The following is a 19,136-nucleotide window of genomic DNA, read 5'->3' on the forward strand; positions in this document are numbered from 1 at the left end:
ACATATTCCCTAGTGATATAACAACTTAGGTTTCCATTCTCCTGATTATTTTATCTTAAATCCCTTAAGTTCTTTTTTAAGCATATTGAAAGCACTGTAAATTCTATATTCAACTACTTTTTGGGTTACACCTAGAAGTTCAGCAATTTCACTATGCTTTTTTCCTTCAACCTTACTCAATAAAAAAGCGACACGTTGTTCTTCTTTTAAATTTGAAAGCACTTTGTTATATGTTTCTAAATACTCTTGTTGCTCTAGAATAAATTCAGGTGTTTCACTGGTATAATGTTTCGGTTTTATTTTTTGATATTTTAAAACGACTTTTTGGTGCTTAAATTCATTGAGCATCATATTATTGGCAATGGTAAATAAGAAGGATTTTGCTTTGGCGAAGGTTACTTTTTTACAATTGTCCCAAAGTTTCATAAAGGTATCCTGCACCTTGTCTTTAGGGTTAAATTGTGCGCCGTATTTGTAATACAAAAAATCGTGTAAATCGTCTGCGTATTTATTGTAAACACGCTCAAAAGAAGAGCTTTCACAAATATTTTCGTCCAAATGTTTTGCCAAGTTACATTAGTTTGCCCTAAAGGTATTGAAATATTTTTTTAAAAAACATTCAGTAGTTTTTACAACTCAATTGTTATATATTAAATGGCATCCAACAAATTATAGCCACCATGATATTACGAGTTTCAATTTTATTGCTTTTTTTAACGAGTCTCATTTTTACGTCCTGTAGAAAAGAAGAGACAGAATTTATTGAAGCGCCAGAAGATGAAACCCTAACTTCAAATTCTAATGTTGCTTTATTGATGCAGCGCACAGCTACAAATGATGGTTCAGTAGATAACATTGTGGATCGCGCCAATTGCTTTGCTATTGCTTTTCCTTTTACGGTTACTGTTAACGGAGCACAAATCACTATTAATTCCCAAGACGATTATGCCATTATTGAATGTGTTTTTGAAGAAGCTGACGACGATAATGACGCCTTGGAAATCGTGTTTCCCATCACTATAACCTTAGCGGATTATACTGAAATTGAAATTTCAAATACTACAGCCCTAAATAACTATGTCAATTCCTGTAATGGTGAAAATGTTGCCGATGATGACATTGAATGCTTAGATTTTCAGTATCCAATTACCGCTTTCTTGTTCAATTCAAACAACGAATTATTAGATACCATAACCCTGGAAAACGACGGTCAACTTTATGGATTCATTGATGATATAGATGACGATGATATCATCACTATAGAATTTCCTATTACAGTTATACTTTCTGATAATTCAGAACTCGTTATCAATAACCTCAATGCATTGGAAATTGCGATTGAAAATGCCCAAGATACTTGCGATGAAGATGATGATTACGATTATAACGATGATGATTGTGACGACTGTACACCTACTCAAGTTGAAACCTTATTAACGGGTTGTACCAATTGGCAAGTCGATAAATTAGAGCGTAACGATACCGACTACGATGATATATATGATGGGTATGATTTTAATTTCTTTACGGACGGAACAATGTCCGTTAATTGGAATGCTGTAACCGTTTATGGCACATGGACAACTAGTGGTTTTGGAAATAATTTAGAGGTTTTAATTGATGTCCCTAGTTTACCGTTATGCAATAATAATTGGATTGTTCACGAGATTGAGAATTGTAGTGACGAAACCAAAATTGATTTAAGAGTAGGCAATGACGATCGCTTACGCTATGAAAATGATTGTAACTAATTTTTAAATTTTTTATTATGAAAAGCGAATTTTTTTATGGCATTTTACTCATGATGAGTTTTTCTTTACTGTCCTCCACTTGTTCGTCGGACGATGATGGCAATAATCAAAACAATAATTCACAAGAAATTGCACAAATTGAAACTGATGTAGAATCTGGTACTTGGAGCATTACAAGTTATATCGATTCGGGTAGTGACGAAACAAATGATTTTAACGGCTATAACTTCACCTTTAGCACAGATGGAACTTTATCTGCAACAAATGGTACAACGTCTTATTCTGGTACTTGGTCTGTAACAGATAGCAGCAATAGCAGTGACGACAGTAATGATGACGATGATATTGATTTTAATATCTCCTTTCCTGTGCCAGAAAGCAATGATTTTGAAGATTTGAATGACGATTGGGATGTGGTGTCCCATACCGATACCACATTAAGTCTTATTGATATTAGTGGCGGAAATGGTGGAACCGATACATTGGTTTTTCAAAAAAACTAGATGAAAAAGAAAAACTCCACTGTATCAAATGCCCATTGGTTGGATTGAGTTAAGCATTTGATTGATTCTAGTAAATGGCTTCTCAGTTTAGAAGCTCTGAAGCCATTTTAACTTAATAAACTAAAACATGCTTAAAAAACTTATCATTTTCGGTATTCTAATTATTTCTGTAATTGCTGGATACAACTATATCTTTCAAGACCATAGAACTATTGAAGATGAAACGGCAGAATTCATAATATCAGCAAGTGCCATTGGGAACCAATTTTCGAATGATTTAAAAACCGCTGAAGCGACCTATTTAAACAAAACTATTGAGGTTTCTGGTCGCATTTCAGAAATAAATACAACGGAAGTTACATTAGACGATAAAGTGTTTTGTCAGTTTTCGGAAGCCTTAGAAGCTTCAATACAACAAAATTCAAAACTTAAAATAAAAGGACGTGTTATTGGCTACGATGACTTACTGGAACAAGTGAAATTAGATCAATGCACCATTATTAATACTAAAAATTAACCAATTAAATTTAAATATTATGAAAACAAATTACACACTAAAAATGGCATTACTGTTGCTTATCGCTACATTTTGCTTTTCGAATTTAACCGCTCAAGTAAGAATCTTGAGACTAGATCCAGCTACAAACTCTGTAACCCTTAAAAACTTTGGGTCTAGTAACGTCCCAATTTCTGGATATTGGTTTTGTAATTTTCCGATGTATGCCCAAGTAAGTGATATGACAAGTACAGCAAGCTTAGATCCAGGCGAGGAAGTGAATATAGGAAGTACTATAAACTTTGCTGTTGCAGATGGCGAATTTGGATTGTACACCACAAATTCGGAAGGTTTTGGATCTTCTAATGCCATGATAGATTACCTTCAATGGGGAAGTGCAGGTCACCAAAGGGAATCTACAGCTGTTGGAGCTGGCGTGTGGGATGCTGGTAGTTTTGTAAATGTTTCGCCTCCTTTTGAATATAATGGAGATGGCACACAAAATGGTGCTGCATTTTGGGTTACACTTGGTGTTGACGATTTTGAGACCATCAGCCAAATAGAACTGTTCCCAAACCCAACTTCAACCACTTTAAATATTATTATTAACCGTAGCGCTATTAACGGAACGATAGGTATATATGATATTTTAGGTAAGGAAGTCATAAGCCAGAGTATTAATTCTAGTGATGCTTTACAACTTGATGTTTCAAATTTAATTAGTGGTATGTATTTGATAAAAATCGCTACAGAAAATAGTGTAGAAACCAAACGTTTTATTAAAAACTAAAGCACTCTAAGAAAGAGACCAAAACCCTTTTTTATATCCAATAGCATCATGAAATATACTTTTATATGTTCACTACTATTGTCATGCCTATTTTTAAGCGCTCAAGACGATGATTTATTAAGTGAAATTAACACCGATTCTGTAATTAATAATTACGCCACAGCTGCTTTTAAAGGTTTGAAAATTGTAAATTTTGAATCTACAAAACTTGTTGCAAAGAAGGAGTTGACCTTTATTGTTTCGCATCGTTTTGGAAGTATAGAAAATGGATTTGATAGCTTCTTTGGATTAGATGATGCTGTTACCAGACTGAATTTTGTATATGGCATTACCGATGCTCTTAACATTGGCGTTTCTAGAAGTTCGTTTCAAAAAATTTATGAAACTTCAGCAAAATATAGATTAGTTAGACAAAAAGATAATGGATTTCCATTTACTATTGTTGGCTTTAATTCCATACTTATAAATTCCGCATTAGAACAGGAAAATTTACCAAAGTTAGAATTTAAAGATCGCTTAAGTTACACTGTACAAGTGTTAATATCGAGAAAATTAAGTTCAAATTTGTCGTTGGAATTAGCACCAACTTTTTTCCACGACAATTTTGTGGCTTACAACGAGCAACACAACTCACAGTATGCTATAGGTTTTGGAGGACGACAAAAATTAGCGAAACGTTGGTCCATCAACGTCGATTATGGCTGGCATTTAAACCGAGCCGAAAACTCACCATTTAAAAATCCGTTGTCTATTGGTTTCGATTTAGAAACTGGTGGCCATGTGTTTCAAATGCATTTCTCAAATGCGCAAGCCATGAATACCAACGGGTTTTTAGGCCAAGCCACAGGAGATTGGACCGATGGTAATATTTATTTTGGGTTTAACTTAAGCCGTGTGTTTTAACAAAAGAAAAACTATGAAACTTAAAAAACTTTTATACATTTTAGTGGTTGTCTCACTTTACAATTGTTCGTATGTAAATGAGGACGATTTAACAGAAGATATTATCAGTGAAGATTTGATAAATTATGAAGACCATATAAAAACCATTATTGATAATAACTGTGTTTTTTGCCATAACAATCCGCCAGAAAACGGAGCACCAATGCCATTAACCACCTACGCTAATGTAAAGGATGCTGTTGAAAATAGAGGATTAATCAACCGAATCTCTTCTACAGATTTAGGGTTTGTAATGCCATTTGGTGGGCCAAGATTACCACAAAATTTAATAGACCTCGTTATCCAATGGGAAGCGGACGGATTAATAGAAAATTAGCGAATTATGAGACAAATTATAGGTTTATTACTGCTATTAACTGGCACAATCGCTACAAGTCAAAATAGATATTTAACCAAGACTGGCGAACTCTCATTTGAGGCTTCCGTGCCTTCTTTTGAAGAAGTAGCCGCAAAAAACGAATCGGTTACTGCGATATTAAATACTGAAAATGGTGAATTTGCCGCTTTAGCTCTAGTCAAAGCATTTAGATTTAAAAACGCTTTGATGGAAGAGCATTTTAACGAAAATTATGCTGAATCCGATAGTTATCCCAAAGCGATATTCAAAGGTAAAATAAACGATTTTGAACTTTCTAATTTAAGTGAAACCGAGTCCGAAATGACCATTGATGGTTCACTCACATTTCACGGCGTTACTAAAGTCCTGAATTCTCTTCCCATTATACTGAAAATTGAAGAGGATAACATTATTATATCTGGCAGTTTTAAAGTCATGGTATCGGACTTCGAGATAGAGATTCCTAAAATTGTAAAGAATAAATTATCTGAAGAGGTTGCTATCGTTTTTAATTTTAAGCTGATTAAGAAATAGATGACTACATAATACTGTTAATAAAAGCAATAGCCTATAAAAGCTTTACTGGTGTTTTAACTATCTTTGTGTAAAACCCAGAAATTATGTTATCAAAATCCATAGAAGCCGCATTGAACAAACAAGTGAGAATTGAAGCTGAATCTTCGCAAATTTATTTAGCGATGGCTATTTGGGCAGAAGTTAAGGGACTGGAAGGCATCTCTAGTTTTATGTACAGCCAATCTGACGAAGAGCGCGAGCACATGCTTAAGCTTGTGAAATTTATTAACGAACGTGGCGGACAAGCACATGTTTCTGAATTGAATGCACCCAACGTAAAGCATAAATCCTATAAGGAAATGTTTGAAAAACTTTTGGAACATGAAATATTTGTATCTGAAAGCATCAACGAATTGGTTCACATCTCCTTACAGGAAAAAGATTATGCCACACACAATTTCTTACAGTGGTATGTTGCCGAGCAAATTGAAGAAGAAGCTATGGCAAGAACCATCTTAGATAAAGTTAAAATGATAGGAGATGACAAAGGTGGTTTATATTTATTTGACAGGGACATACAGCAACTTACTATAAGCTCAGCTGCGGAAACACCTGGCGCTTAAAATGTTAAAATTTATTTAGATTAAGTATAAATAACTATTTTTGTTTTCAAATTTATAAGATTTCCTTTTTCAAGGAAACTGAAGATGGGCAAAAAGAAGAAAAATAAAAAGTTAAAGAAAGAACGGCTTAAAGTTCTTAAAGCTTCTGGTGCAGAATCGCTTGGTAACGTAAAGTCCAAATGCTGTAAAAAGTATAAAAAATCTGAAAACAAGCGTTGTAAAAAATGTCCTTGTTTTGATTTATTAAAGAAAGTAGCTTAATCCCTCATTATTTCCCTCTTTCAATAATTTTGTAGTAAATATATGCTCCTTCCAATTATATTATAAAAAATTTATCTTGACGGGATAACGCTAACACTAATCTTACCATAACCTGAATTATTTGCGGGAAATGAGTAATAAATGTGACTATATAACAAATTATAGGTCATTTGAATTAACGAAATTTTTAACATAACGGCTTTAGAAGAATTAGAGTTTCTATCTTACTCACTTAAAACAAAAAGATTTAGATTTTGGTTATATCGACCAAATATGGCAAATACGCAAGTTTACCTAATTGAATTGCGGAATGACAAAGCCACTGATAAAACTGAATAGAATAAATGAATTAAAGCTGCAGAATTAACTTTTTTAAAAGACTGTTGGATTATTATATTACCGATGAAAAAGTTGTATATATAACCGTAATTACGGCAAATCCGACTGCGTTCAAATCCACTCGGAATTGCTATCTTCGGTTTCTTCCGAAAGATTGTTTAACTTTTAAGCCGCAACTGACGGTTAAACGAGACAATTGGCAACAATTTTCTGATTATGGGAAATAAACGTAAAGGTCAATTAACAACTGACATTGAATGGCATAAGCATTTAAGAAAAATTGGAAAACGATTTTTCTGGAAAGGAGAACGTCTTGCTGAAAAGAAAATGATAGAACAAAAATTGGCAGAAATTGAAACAGAAAGCGCCGAAATACTTTATGATTATCTGAATCTAAAATTACCGAATTCGTTGAATTATAAAGAATTATATAATTTATATTATTCCTTATTTTGCACACTCGACATTCTACCCGAAAATCTAAAATCGCTAAAACTAACGAAAGAAACTTTAGCTCTGACTTTTGCTAAGCTATCAACGGTAAAGAATATTAGTAAATTGCCAAATCAACATAGTTCTGAATTATTATTAATTAGCAATATTCAAAACAAAAAATACTGGATTCAACAAATTGGAATATTTATGAAAGCTGATAAGTGGCCAAATCACGAAAATGCTAGAAAATTAATTGGAACGAAATAAAAAACATTTGTCAAAAACATGTATTACAAATTTATTTGGACGTTGCTCATTTAGAAAATTCCTTCGGAATTTTTTTGGGTTATTTTTTGATTACTAAATTAGTTGCTAACTACACAACTACCATATTTGAACTAGATATGGAGAGCACCACCTTCAAACTTCACTTCTCGAAATCAACTAAATACATTTAAATTCTAAAATAAAAGTTAAACTAGTTTGTTATTTCTAACCAATCGGTTAGTTTTGTGCTGTAATTAGAAACAATGGCTAGGACTAAAAAATATAATGAAGCTGCAGTACTCGACAAAGCAATGCACTTGTTCTGGCGAAATGGTTATGAAGCTACAACCATGCAAATGCTCGAACAAGAAATGGGCATCAATAAGTTTTCGATTTATTCCAGTTTTGGAAACAAGCATGGTTTATTTGTTGAAAGCTTAAAGAGTTATAAAAAAAAAGTAAATTCTATTTTCGAGGAGTTTAAGAATTCTCATAATGGCCTTGAAGATATAAAAACCTTTTTCTACAATTCTATAAAAATTTCCAATACTAAGGGGAATGAAAAAGGCTGTTTAGTAACAAATACCTATAATGAGTTCTCAGATAAGCAAGATGTATTGATTAATGAAGAAATGAGTTCTTTTATGAACCATCTAAAACAATTATTCATTGATAAATTAAGATTGAATTCTGATAAAGATGAAGCTACAATATTAAAACAAGCCAACTTTTTGCTATTGGCGAAACACGGTTTGGCAGCTGCATCTAGAGTAAATACCCAAAAGGAAATAGAAGACTATATCGAAATGACATTTAAAAATCTATAATATTTTTTTAATCCATAACTAAACGTTTGTTTAGTTATTTAACATGTAATAAAACTCAAAACTATGACAACTTTAAAAGTAAACACTATCGAATCAGCACCAGAAGAAAGTAAAGCTTCACTAAAACAATCTGTAAAAGCATTTGGAATGTTACCTGGACTTCATGGAGTTTTAGCCTCATCACCTCAAATTTTAGAGGCTTATAAAACATTACACAGCTTATTTTCAGATTCCTCATTTAATGACGAAGAGCTTACCGTTGTATGGCAAACCATCAATGTAGAGCACGAATGCCATTACTGTGTACCAGCACATACTGGGATTGCTAATATGATGAAAGTTAATCCAGAGCTTTCAGAAGCCTTAAGAAACCGAAACCCTATGCCATCTGAAAAATTACAGGTCTTACACGATTTCACATTAAAGTTAGTAAGAAATCGTGGCAACGTTACAGAAGAAGATCTAAACGCATTCTATAAAGCAGGTTATGAAGAGAGACAAGTCCTAGAGGTTATTTTAGGTATATCTCAGAAAGTGATAAGCAATTATACTAATCACATTGCCAATACACCTGTTGATAAAGCGTTTCAAAAATATGCTTGGGAACCACAGGCTGCATAAAACTAGTAAGCATAGTAATTAAGAACATAAAAAAATGAACCTCACAGACCAATTAGCAGAAAGAAAAACCAATAGTGCTAAAGCTATTCCGGCAGATAAGCATGCCATAATGCAAAACAGCACCGCTGCACTTCAATCTCAAAATTTGAGTGCAACAGCGTTAACAAAAGGACAAAAATTGCCAGCTTTCACCTTAAAGGATGTTGAAGGCAAGCCTAGCTCTCTAAAACAGTTTCAATCCAACTTTTTAGTCATCTCATTTTATAGAGGTGGTTGGTGTCCCTATTGTAATATGGAATTAAAAGCTTTGCAAGACATACTTCCTGAATTAACAGCATTGGATACAGAATTAATCGCAATATCACCGGAAACACCTGATAATTCATTAACCACCTCAGAGAAAAACGAATTAAAATTTTCAGTATTAAGCGACATTGATAACGCTTATGCAAAATCACTGGGATTAGTCTTTCAGTTACCGGAAGATTTGCAAGGCGTTTACAACGAATTTGGTATTGATGTAGCAAGTCATAATGGCAATACCGATTTTGAACTACCAATGCCAGCAACTTATATTGTAAATAAAGATAGAGAGGTTATCTACAGTTTTGTTCCTGAGGATTATACAGAGCGCTTAGAACCTACTAAAATCTTAGAGATAATTAAGAATAGGTAAATTTTAAAATCAACTTTAAAAATATATAAAAATGAACTATAAAACCAGAATCATCGTATTTGGCGCTCTTTTAGCCATTATGAGTTGCAAAGACAATTCAAAAAAAGAAATAGAAGTGCAAACCGTGAAAGAAGAAGCTATCATTAATTTTCAAAATAAAGGCCATGAATTGGTATACCATATGGTCGAAAAAGTCGGTAATTATCAAAAACTAAGGTCAAAAAAGGATGTGGTGTACACTTACACGTATACAACACCAGATGGTAAGGCAGACATTTCAACAGAAAAGTACATTTTTGAAGGCGAATTGTCCTATGGCAAATACAAACAACACCAACGCACTTTACCGCAACTTGAAGGCACCATGGAGCAAGCCTATAACGGTAAAGACTATTGGTTAAAGGTTAACGGAAAATTAGTTAACGATACAACGGCATTAAAAAGAGTGATGTTTAGTAGACCAACCAACTTTTATTGGTTTACCATGTTTCAAAAACTTTTAGACCCAAATTTGAATTATGACTATTTAGGAGAAAAAGAAGTCAATCTAAAAACTTTTGATATTGTAAACGTATCTTTTGAATCAAAAAATGAGAAACCAACTGATATTTATCAGCTCTACATCAACAAGGAAACGGGATTAGTGGATCAGTTCTTATTTACGGTAGCCGATTTTGGGGTTATGGAAGAACCGTTTCTCATGCAAATGGATTATGAAGAGGTTGATGGTTTCTTAATTCCTAGTAAGCGTAAATACAAAAAATCTACTTGGAATGCTGACGTAACTGATGGGCCTTGGATTTTAGTTAATTGGTCTAATATTGAATTCGATAATAGCTTAAAAAAAGAAGTATTTATGAAATAGATGGCTATAACATGTCGTCTGATGCGTAGTTGTAAGACTCACCATTTTTAACATTTTGAAATGTCTATGATCGTCCTACATCTGCGTATCATAAATCTCAGGAAACTGTTTTGGAATGTCTTCCAATGATTCTCCTAAATTTTGTCTTAAATCAATTTCAATGCCACGAGCCATTGTAGAAATCGGAACATCATTTGCAGAGCCTTCAAATGGGTTCTCTCCTGTTCTACCAATACGTTCCATAGTGTGAAAAACCCAAGCGACACTCACATAAAAAGGGATTGAAATCCAAATGAAAAGCCCTCCAATAGTAGGATGGGAAGCACTCATATCATTTCCAATTTCAGCAAATTGCGGAACAATTGCCAATGGTAATAACAAGACAAAGATCCACATGAAATAATGATTTAAAGTCGCAAATTGACGTGGATATGGAAAATTTTTAATACGTTCTGACTGTCCTTGTAGCGTGAATAATTCCTGTAAGATACCTTCCAGTTCCAAAAAGGAAAATTCCCAGATCATATGCTTTTCTTTCAAACGTTGAAGATGATGCGATTGCAAATAAAGCATGGCGGTTTGCTTATTGTTTTTGCTCATTACATAGTCTAAATCTTCTTTAGAAAGATAAGGTTTCAGATCGTCTTCAACAGTGGAGTTCCGTTCTGGTGGACTCGATTTTTTACTCCATTCTTTGTTGGTTTTTTCGTTCATTACGGTTTCCCAAGGCTTAGAAACTCGCATCGCATGCCTTAATGCAGTCATCCATGCAATATGTCTATAGGTAAGTGTTTTTATTTCTTGTTGCAGCGCTTCTTTTGATTGTTTTTCGGTAGCGTAGTCATTGTTTACCATATCTTGAACATACATTCCAAACGTTCTCGAGGTATTTGTAATGCCTCCCCAAATTTTTCGCGCTTCCCAAATTCGACCGTAAGCAGAATTATTTTGAAAACCAATTACGAAAGCCACGGCTGTACCAATTAAAGCTAACGGTGTCCATGGAATTTTTAACCATGCTAAATCAAAAAAATAGTATAATGCTACAACTGCTGTAATAATACCAATAAACAAAAAGGTCTCAAAACGAGTCCATTTTGCCATGTCCTTTATTTTGAAAACTTTTCTTGTGTACATAGTATTGTTTTATATTTTGACCAAAGCGTTCCTTAAATTACGCAGGTTCAACCCTCTAATTTAGCAAATAAAATCTTAATTTAGGATTAGCGTTAAGCCATTATTTTATGAAGCTTGTGGTATTTCAGTTTCTTTGAGCTCGATATCAATCCTTTCATTTGTATGATTAAGAATTGCTCAAATTTGCAATGCATTTTTCACTAATTTCCCAAATCTCGCTAAAACTTTAATTCATATGATGTTTTGAAATCCAATGCTTTAAATACTGTTTATGATAATCCACTTTAAATTCGACAACCTGTTCTGGAACAATTTCAACTTCAGTAATGATGTCGTTTTCTATTTTTTTGAAATTGGACTGAGATGATGTAAAATCTCTACTCTTACCATCTATTTTTAGATAACAATGGGCTTCTGGCATATCATCTAACGCACTATCTGAAAGCGCATTTCCTATTTTTGGTGTATTAAATCGGTTCATTCGGTAAATACCAAGAATAAGTTTAATATTGTCGATATTATTGAGGTCTGCCACTTTTTTTAAGAGCGCATGTTTTGAACTGCAACTGCCTTTTTTTTCACTGATTACCAGTCCGAAATCTGTTCGATTGGTATGGCGTTCGTAGGGTAATTTTTTTACGAATTCTATGAGTTTATTCCATGTTTTAATTCCGCTGTCTTTAATGGATTTGGTTAATGGTGGCAATCATTTCTGCTTTAGATGTATTGGCCACCTTGTGTTTACAGGAACCAATCAAGATGATTGATAAAACGGACACTAAAATTTTTATTACTTTCAATGTTTGGGTTTCTCTATAAGACTATAGGGCTAATTAAATGTTACATGTTCTAATTAATGCAACGTTTTAATGTAGGATTTGCTTCGCCAGTTCGCTTTGCTCGTGTCGTTGCGCGTTTAAGCATTTAAGTTAGCAAATAAATCACGACGAATAGAAATTCCGTCCCTATTGCTATCGGGATTCGTAAGTAGGCTCTAACTAGCAATGACTTATACTCATTGCTAGGGCCAGTATTTTTTAATTGACAGGAAATATTATGAAGCTATTATGTACTTCTTTTGTTGGTGTATCTCCCAAATTTGTTAGAGCGCTTGAAAGTTCTTTTAATGTTAGTATACTTAACGGAAGTTGATGTTCTTTAGGCTGGTAGATAGTTCCCATGGGGTAATCAACGCCAGCTGTTTGAGTCATTTCAATGTGATTTCCAAGTAGCGTTGAAACCTCATTACTGTCAGTGAATTTCACAAGTCGTTCAATACTTATTCTAAAAGCATTCCAATCTTTTATATATAGTCTACCAGGATAAAAGGTGTCTCCAGTCAAAAGAATTTTGGTGGAAGTATCATAAACAGCAATTGAAGACGCTTGATGTCCAGGAATAGGTATTATTTTCATCATACGATTTCCTAAATCATAATCTACGATTTCTTGAGGCCAATTCTTTATCTTAAAAAAATTTTGTACATTTTCAACCTCATGACCGATTACAGTGGTGTTCGGTTTTCCTTTGAATTGTCCGTCGCCAGCATAATGGTCTCCATGCTTATGAGTATGAGCAACTATTAATTCAACTTCTCCATTTTTTTCAGACCAATTGTTAATAATTTCCTTTACAGTTTCATAAAGAGGAAAAATATCACCCTCTTCAGTAGCTCCAGTATCCATTAATAATGCTTTGTCATTTCCAAAAAATAGGAACATAAAAGGTGCTTCGTAATTTGTACACTTGTTTTGACGTAAAATCCAAGTATGACTATTGTATTGAACTACCTGAATTGGTGGGTCCATATTATCTTCACAGTTTTCAGAACCATGAATCCAATTTTGATCATTTAAGTCAGCGGTTTCTTCCATCGAAGCTTTGCATGACAAAACCAGAATTAGTGTTGATAGTAAGATTGTGATTTTTGTTTTCATCTGTTGGTCTATATTGGCTCTAACGTTAAATTGTATGAGTAGTGGCAGATTGCGTGGTAGTTTACTATCAGACCACTACTCTGTTTGAGTGGGATAAAATATGAAATTTATGACATCACCTGCCATTACTTATACAAAATGTTAGCCTCAGTTATTTTCTTTTAAGTTCCTCGATTCTTTTCTTGTAGAAATCGTTACCACTTAATTCATAAGCTTTAGTTACATATTTAATTGAATTAGCAAAGTCTCCTTGTGCTTCATAGTATTCGGACATAGAATCATAAGTGTTCGCGCTTTCAGGATAATACTCAGTGGCAAGCTCAAAGTACATTTTGGCCTTTTCAGGTTGTTGCATGTCCATATTCATATAACCTGACATATTTAATAGATCTTCTGGATACGGTGGTTCAGCATATCCAAAATGTTTTTTGAGTTTCTCTTCCCTGTATTTTATAATACTAAAAAGCTCATCTTTTGACGTGTTAAATGAATTAATTTTATCCGTATTTTCCATTTGGTACCATTCAAAAAGTAAAATTAAGCCGTCCATGAGAGATGGAAAAGGAATTGTTCCATGTATATCTCTGGGGTAAAATTTCCATTCAAAAGATAATCCGTTTTTTGCATTTTCTTCTACCATGTTCGAAAAGGCAATATTCGAACGGGAAAACAAAGTGAAATCTGTTGTATCCTGCATTACATTGTCTATGGTTATTTGCGAGTTCTGCATATGTAATTGTCCATTTAATGACATAAATAGAGCTTTGTTTTTATAATTCTGTTTAGCAAATACTTGTTGGGCTTCTTTTAATAGTTTTTGGTCGTCCCAATCCAGGCTTGGGTCGATGGCTAAATAATTTGCAAATAAATTGGGTTGATTAACTAGTGTAGAAATAGTAAACAAACCGCCATAAGAATGACCAATTAGTGTTCTATAATTGGTAACCGGATATTTGTTTTCTACATAAGGAATCAGTTCGGTCTCGATAAATTTTCTAAAATTATTGGCTTCCCCATTTTTTTCATTAAAAGGCATCCCATATTTAGTGGTTATAGTTGAAGTGGTTAAGTCTCTTACTCTATTTTTATCATTCGAGATACCAACTAGTACCATTTCAGGCGTAAAACCACCGCTATAAAAATTTTGCACTTCATTGACTATGGGAAGAAACATTTCTCCATCTAATACATATGCTACAGGGTATTTTTGACTTTTCTCAGGGGTATAACTGGCAGGCAATTGCACATAAATCTTTCTTGACTCGTCTAATATTTTGGAATAGAGGCTATCCAAAACACCTACTTTTTGTAAAAACTGTTGATTATGTTTGTCCTGTGATTTTACAAATTGTTGAAAGAAAATAATGAATCCTATCGTCAATACTAGTTTTAATCCTTGGGTCATGTTAATGTCTTTAATCGTTCTTATTTTGGTTTTCATAATGTTAAATCTAAAGCTAAATTATTCATATTTGGATTTAAAAAATATGAAAAGCGATAGATAACAGAATTTTATAAGGAATCAACAACTTTAGGTTGTTGAATAGCATATCAAATGTCAGTTAGATCTATAAGATTCTAATTTTTATTTTTATCTAAAAGCACGAATCGTATTTTTCTAAAGAATTTTATTATTAGTTTCTGGTTTCTGGTAATGAAGCACAGTTATATGCAGGGAACGTTGCGAGCTTGATTGCGAGGATTATCCGTAGGAAAATTAGATGCTAGCAAACAAAGCAACGACCAAACGGTTAACCTAAAATATGCAATGTTTTTTAGCACAGTACTTCTTAAGTTTACAATTCCTTAAATTTAAGGATTAATCAGAAAAGACAAAAGAGAGGAATAAGGTTAATATACACGCAGAGACTTTAGATCTCGTCAACATTGAAAATCCCCTCTCTTTTCTACACAGATTTCGTACAGTTCTATGAGGCCTTTCGGACCTCGATTTTAAGTCGTAGAAACTCGCGTAGGTTGTCCTTTCATAAAAAACATTTTGTTATGAATAAAGGTATTAAATTTTTTGGAATTGACATTAGCCATTTGGTGTTCGATGTTACGGACTCTGACGGCAATTACTATCAGTTTAAAAACAACGTTTCAGGTTTTAGGAAGTTTATAAAACTCTTAGATTCAAAGAGTCATTGTGCTATGGAGGCTACGGGTTATTACCACTATCAATTAGCCTATTATTTACTTGAATCAGGTATCAAATTATCAGTTGAGAATCCTTTAGCGGTGAAACGATTTATCCAGATGAAGCTCTCAAAGGTAAAGACAGATAAGAGTGACTCTAAACTGATTTGCGACTATGCTAGCCAAGTAGATTTAAACCTTTGGAGAGGCAATTCTAAAGATGAAATAGAGTGTCTTCAAATCGTGAGAACCTTAGCGACCTATACAAAACAGAGCACCATGCTTAAAAATAAGTTACACGGGGAATCTGTTTTGGGCGAACCAAGTAAAGCTGTGGTAAGGTCTCTAAAACGTAGTTTAAAACAGTTAGAGAAAGAGGCAAAAATGTTAGAAGATAAGTTGGTGGATTTAGTAAATCAATCACACCAAGATCTGTTAACACGATTAAAATCTATACCTGGTATTGGACCAAAAACTGCCATGATGTTAGTGGTATTAACGGGAGGGTTTGATCGCTTTACCAGCGCCTCAGAATTATGCAGTTATGCAGGACTTACACCAGTTATTAGGCAGAGTGGAACTAGTGTAAATGGACGAGCTCGGATAAGCAAAATGGGCAATCAAAAGCTTCGGAATCTGTTATTTATGTGCAGTTTTAATGCTTGCAAATGTAACAAGGCTTGTCGTGAAATTTATGAGCGAATAGTAGCCAAAGGAAAGAGTAAAAAACTAGCGTTAATAGCCGTATGTAATAAACTACTAAAACAGGCCTTTGCAATTGCTAAATCAGGATTAATATATGATGATACTTATAGAAGCACTTTAGTGAAAAATTAATGAGTTTTTACTTGTTTTTATCCACAGTACTTTGTTAGCTACAGTTTTTTATATTTTAGTTTTTCAGAGTTTAACATTTTTTCCACTTTTTTATTCAGACTGCTAATAGTAAATTCAGAAAACAGTTCGATAATCAGAATATATATTAGTCCAAAAAGCGGTAACATTAGCATTTCAAATCCAATGTCATTTCCAATTATAATTTGATACAATGCTATAATCAGAGTTAGTGCAACAAATAAAATCATAAACCAAAACTGCATCTTATATGTTGCTCCATTTACACGATTTAAAGTCAGTTTGCTTTCAGTTCCGTTTTGATTGGTATTCACGCAGTTCAAATTCAGTTTTACTAATGGACCAAGATTTGGTTTAAAAACTGCAAACGAAATAGTGCTATAAATATCAATTCCGCCATTATCTGGATAATCGCCTGATAGATTGAATTTCTTTCCGAATGTTTTTCGATTTAATTCAGTTCGGACAGTTTTATAGAATTCATCTGCTGATTTGTAAATGGTATATTCTACTAATTTCTTTTTCAATCGCTGGTTGGTTAAATTGTAGCTAACACATAAATATACGCAATAAATCCAATCTTTACACAAAACAACCAAAATCAATACTAGCAGTCAATTAAGCGGTTTTAAACGGTTACAATTAATTACAAACGTATGTAAATATGTAAATACCGATTAACATTTGCAAGCCCATATAGCTTTGTAGTGTCGAAACATAAGAACTCGATAGTATTAACTGTTTAACCATTAAAAAATTTAGAAATTATGAACACCATTAAAAACAAAGTACAGTTGATTGGTAACTTAGGAAAAGACCCAGAAATCACCAATTTTGAATCCGGAAAAACCTTAGCAAAATTTTCTATCGCTACTAACGATAGTTACAAAAACGCAAAAGGCGAAAAAGTTGATGACACGCAATGGCATAACGTCGTAGCGTGGGGAAAAACGGCTGAGATCATTGAAAAATATGTCACCAAAGGTAAAGAAGTAGCTATTGAAGGAAAGCTAACCACAAGATCTTGGGACGATAAGGATGGTATAAAGCGCTACATCACCGAAGTGGTTTGCAGTGAGCTTCTAATGCTCGGTAATAAATAGAAAACAAAAGGATATACCTCCTATGGATTAAATAAAAAAGGCATCAGGATTTTTGACTAACACTTAAAATTTTTCTGATGCCTAATTTTAAATAAAGTATGATTTTATAAATAGCAGAAGTTTATAAATTTCATACCTCTTGTTATTGTGCGCTCCAACCGCCATCTAAAACAAATGATGTACCTGTAATGGTCGTCGAACTATCTTTGGCTAATAAAATGGCCATATCTGCAATAGCATCAAGTGGCACAAATTGTTTAACGGCTTGCTTTTTTAGCATTACTTTTTCCACAACCTCGTCTTCCGTCATGTTATGCGCTTTGGCTTGGTCTTTTATCTGACCTTCCACCAAAGGTGTTTTGACATATCCAGGACATATAGCATTACAAGTGATATTAAATTTAGCGCCTTCCAACGCTAATACTTTGGTCATTCCAATTACCCCATGTTTTGCCGTTACATAAGCCGATTTAAATTCTGACGCTCTTATACCATGTACAGATGATACATTGATTATTCTTCCGAAATTTTGCTTTTTCATCTGTTTCCAGACCGCTTTTGAAGCGTAGAACACAGCATTCATATTTATGGCAATTATGTTTTCGTATTTAGTATTTGGAAAATCCTCAATTGGCGACACATATTGAATACCTGCATTATTGACTAAAACATGCAGGCTTCCAAACGTATCTATGGCTTCCTTTACTAAAGTCTCAATGGCTTCAGATTGTAATAAATTGGCCTTTGAAAAGCTGACTTTAATATGGTACTGTTTTCCAATGTCATTGGCTATATCTTGTCCATTGGATTCTAAACCATGAAACATTATGTTATAGCCTTCTTTAGCAAATTGACGTGCGATGCCTAAACCAATTCCGCTGGTGCTTCCTGTAATAAGAGCGGTTTTATCCATCATGATTTAAAAATTTTCGAAGTTCCATATTAAACGCTTCAGGTTGGTCTATAACAACGCCATGTCTAGAATTTTTAATCACAACTAAAGTGGCATTTTGCAATGTATTAACGTAGTCTTCCTTAAAGGAAACTGGTGTATAATCCATATCTGAGCCTACGACTAACGTTCTGGTTTTTATGTCTTTTATACGGTCTCCCAAGCCCCAAGCCATTAGCGTAACAAAAGATTTGTAATACGCATTATAATCGTTGTTTTTACATCGTATTTCAAATTCGTTTCTCAACTCAATTTGATGATCTTCAGGAAACATATTGAATGAAATCTCTTTGGCTAATGCGGCCAATCCTTTGGTTTCCAAGAATTCGGTTCGGTTCTCTAAAAGCTCCTCTCCAATTTTGCCCATGTCGTTAAAATCTGGACCACTATTTACAATGACCAAATTTTCTAAATAATCAGGATGTTGTGCTGCCATTTCAAAAGCCACAGCACCTCCCATTGAAAAGCCAACTAGTGTTGCCTTTTTAATGTTCAGTTGATCAAGAAGTTGCTTTACATCTTCGGTCATTAATTCTACACTATACGCATCTTGTGGTTTTGTAGAATTTCCATGACCTCTTAAATCGACCGTAATAACACGATGTGTTTTGGAAAAGAAAGGGACTTGTGCGTCCCAATCTTTTTTTGTGGATCCTAGACCATGAAGAAATAAAAGGACAGCTCCTGCGCCATGATCTTCGTAATCGAGCTCTATATCGTTAACGTGTATTTTTAACATGTTT

The 19,136-nt window shown here is 33.7% G+C and carries 24 protein-coding genes; 16 read left to right on the forward strand and 8 right to left on the reverse strand.

All coding sequences use genetic code 11. The features are described from left to right. Positions 1-45 precede the first annotated feature (45 nt). Entirely contained in the window at positions 46-570 is a 525-nt protein-coding gene (locus HM990_RS17855; RefSeq protein WP_178991024.1) for an RNA polymerase sigma factor, read from the reverse strand. Positions 571-680: 110 nt separating this feature from the next. Between HM990_RS17855 and HM990_RS17860 the strand changes: the two genes are divergently transcribed. From HM990_RS17860 to HM990_RS17925, 14 genes are all read left to right on the forward strand, one after another. Next, positions 681-1,751, forward strand: coding sequence for a hypothetical protein (locus tag HM990_RS17860; RefSeq protein ID WP_178991026.1), 1,071 nt, complete (start codon positions 681-683; stop codon positions 1,749-1,751). 17 nt (positions 1,752-1,768) lie between these two features. Then, the gene (locus tag HM990_RS17865; protein ID WP_229719308.1) at positions 1,769-2,254 is read left to right on the forward strand and encodes a hypothetical protein; all 486 of its coding nucleotides are present in this window, start codon (positions 1,769-1,771) and stop codon (positions 2,252-2,254) included. A gap of 127 nt (positions 2,255-2,381) precedes the next feature. Continuing rightward, positions 2,382-2,771: an OB-fold protein gene (locus HM990_RS17870; protein ID WP_178991028.1), complete on the forward strand. Its 390-nt coding sequence runs from the start codon at positions 2,382-2,384 to the stop codon at positions 2,769-2,771. A gap of 19 nt (positions 2,772-2,790) precedes the next feature. Next, positions 2,791-3,540, forward strand: a complete 750-nt coding sequence (locus tag HM990_RS17875) for a T9SS type A sorting domain-containing protein (RefSeq protein WP_178991030.1) — start codon at positions 2,791-2,793, stop codon at positions 3,538-3,540. Between the two features lie 48 nt (positions 3,541-3,588). Continuing rightward, the gene (locus HM990_RS17880; protein ID WP_178991032.1) at positions 3,589-4,443 is read left to right on the forward strand and encodes a DUF5777 family beta-barrel protein; all 855 of its coding nucleotides are present in this window, start codon (positions 3,589-3,591) and stop codon (positions 4,441-4,443) included. Between the two features lie 13 nt (positions 4,444-4,456). Then, complete coding sequence (locus tag HM990_RS17885; protein WP_178991034.1) at positions 4,457-4,819, forward strand: hypothetical protein; 363 nt, start codon at positions 4,457-4,459, stop codon at positions 4,817-4,819. Positions 4,820-4,825: 6 nt separating this feature from the next. Beyond that, complete coding sequence (locus HM990_RS17890; protein ID WP_178991036.1) at positions 4,826-5,374, forward strand: YceI family protein; 549 nt, start codon at positions 4,826-4,828, stop codon at positions 5,372-5,374. 86 nt (positions 5,375-5,460) lie between these two features. Beyond that, positions 5,461-5,979 (forward strand): ferritin, encoded by a 519-nt coding sequence (locus HM990_RS17895; RefSeq protein WP_178991038.1) that lies wholly within the window; start codon positions 5,461-5,463, stop codon positions 5,977-5,979. 84 nt (positions 5,980-6,063) lie between these two features. Further along, entirely contained in the window at positions 6,064-6,240 is a 177-nt protein-coding gene (locus HM990_RS17900) for a hypothetical protein (protein WP_178991040.1), read from the forward strand. Between the two features lie 555 nt (positions 6,241-6,795). After that, complete coding sequence (locus HM990_RS17905) at positions 6,796-7,281, forward strand: hypothetical protein (protein WP_178991042.1); 486 nt, start codon at positions 6,796-6,798, stop codon at positions 7,279-7,281. Positions 7,282-7,544: 263 nt separating this feature from the next. Then, positions 7,545-8,108 carry a TetR/AcrR family transcriptional regulator gene (locus HM990_RS17910; RefSeq protein WP_178991044.1) on the forward strand — a complete coding sequence of 188 codons (564 nt, stop codon included), beginning with the start codon at positions 7,545-7,547 and terminating at the stop codon, positions 8,106-8,108. A gap of 63 nt (positions 8,109-8,171) precedes the next feature. After that, positions 8,172-8,729: a carboxymuconolactone decarboxylase family protein gene (locus HM990_RS17915; protein WP_178991046.1), complete on the forward strand. Its 558-nt coding sequence runs from the start codon at positions 8,172-8,174 to the stop codon at positions 8,727-8,729. 34 nt (positions 8,730-8,763) lie between these two features. Beyond that, positions 8,764-9,405 (forward strand): peroxiredoxin-like family protein, encoded by a 642-nt coding sequence (locus HM990_RS17920; RefSeq protein WP_178991049.1) that lies wholly within the window; start codon positions 8,764-8,766, stop codon positions 9,403-9,405. A gap of 31 nt (positions 9,406-9,436) precedes the next feature. Next, positions 9,437-10,270, forward strand: coding sequence for a hypothetical protein (locus tag HM990_RS17925; RefSeq protein ID WP_178991050.1), 834 nt, complete (start codon positions 9,437-9,439; stop codon positions 10,268-10,270). Between the two features lie 75 nt (positions 10,271-10,345). Here HM990_RS17925 and HM990_RS17930 read toward each other — a convergent pair whose 3' ends face one another. The 4 genes from HM990_RS17930 to HM990_RS17945 all read right to left on the reverse strand — a co-directional run bounded on the left by HM990_RS17930 (position 10,346) and on the right by HM990_RS17945 (position 14,785). Further along, positions 10,346-11,407 (reverse strand): bestrophin family protein, encoded by a 1,062-nt coding sequence (locus tag HM990_RS17930; RefSeq protein WP_178991052.1) that lies wholly within the window; start codon positions 11,405-11,407, stop codon positions 10,346-10,348. Between the two features lie 226 nt (positions 11,408-11,633). Further along, the gene (locus HM990_RS17935; RefSeq protein WP_229719309.1) at positions 11,634-12,113 is read right to left on the reverse strand and encodes a hypothetical protein; all 480 of its coding nucleotides are present in this window, start codon (positions 12,111-12,113) and stop codon (positions 11,634-11,636) included. Positions 12,114-12,444: 331 nt separating this feature from the next. Continuing rightward, positions 12,445-13,281 (reverse strand): MBL fold metallo-hydrolase, encoded by an 837-nt coding sequence (locus HM990_RS17940; RefSeq protein WP_229719310.1) that lies wholly within the window; start codon positions 13,279-13,281, stop codon positions 12,445-12,447. A gap of 214 nt (positions 13,282-13,495) precedes the next feature. Next, complete coding sequence (locus tag HM990_RS17945; protein ID WP_229719311.1) at positions 13,496-14,785, reverse strand: alpha/beta hydrolase-fold protein; 1,290 nt, start codon at positions 14,783-14,785, stop codon at positions 13,496-13,498. Between the two features lie 563 nt (positions 14,786-15,348). Between HM990_RS17945 and HM990_RS17950 the strand changes: the two genes are divergently transcribed. Next, positions 15,349-16,320 carry an IS110 family RNA-guided transposase gene (locus HM990_RS17950; protein WP_178991056.1) on the forward strand — a complete coding sequence of 324 codons (972 nt, stop codon included), beginning with the start codon at positions 15,349-15,351 and terminating at the stop codon, positions 16,318-16,320. Between the two features lie 38 nt (positions 16,321-16,358). Here HM990_RS17950 and HM990_RS17955 read toward each other — a convergent pair whose 3' ends face one another. Further along, the gene (locus HM990_RS17955) at positions 16,359-16,865 is read right to left on the reverse strand and encodes a hypothetical protein (protein WP_178991058.1); all 507 of its coding nucleotides are present in this window, start codon (positions 16,863-16,865) and stop codon (positions 16,359-16,361) included. 240 nt (positions 16,866-17,105) lie between these two features. Here HM990_RS17955 and HM990_RS17960 point away from each other — a divergent pair, with 240 nt between their 5' ends. Beyond that, the gene (locus tag HM990_RS17960; protein ID WP_178991060.1) at positions 17,106-17,441 is read left to right on the forward strand and encodes a single-stranded DNA-binding protein; all 336 of its coding nucleotides are present in this window, start codon (positions 17,106-17,108) and stop codon (positions 17,439-17,441) included. Between the two features lie 142 nt (positions 17,442-17,583). On the opposite strand, the gene HM990_RS17965 is transcribed toward HM990_RS17960, so the two are convergent. Together HM990_RS17965 and HM990_RS17970 are read right to left on the reverse strand one after the other, a co-directional pair. Then, the gene (locus HM990_RS17965) at positions 17,584-18,357 is read right to left on the reverse strand and encodes a 3-hydroxybutyrate dehydrogenase (protein ID WP_229719312.1); all 774 of its coding nucleotides are present in this window, start codon (positions 18,355-18,357) and stop codon (positions 17,584-17,586) included. Continuing rightward, a complete protein-coding gene (locus tag HM990_RS17970; protein ID WP_178991062.1) occupies positions 18,347-19,132 on the reverse strand; it encodes an alpha/beta fold hydrolase in 786 nt (261 codons plus the stop codon). Before HM990_RS17970 ends, HM990_RS17965 begins: the two co-directional genes overlap by 11 nt. Positions 19,133-19,136: the final 4 nt, after the last annotated feature.

It is taken from the genome of Winogradskyella schleiferi (assembly GCF_013394655.1).
Classification (GTDB): Bacteria; Bacteroidota; Bacteroidia; order Flavobacteriales; family Flavobacteriaceae; genus Winogradskyella; species Winogradskyella schleiferi.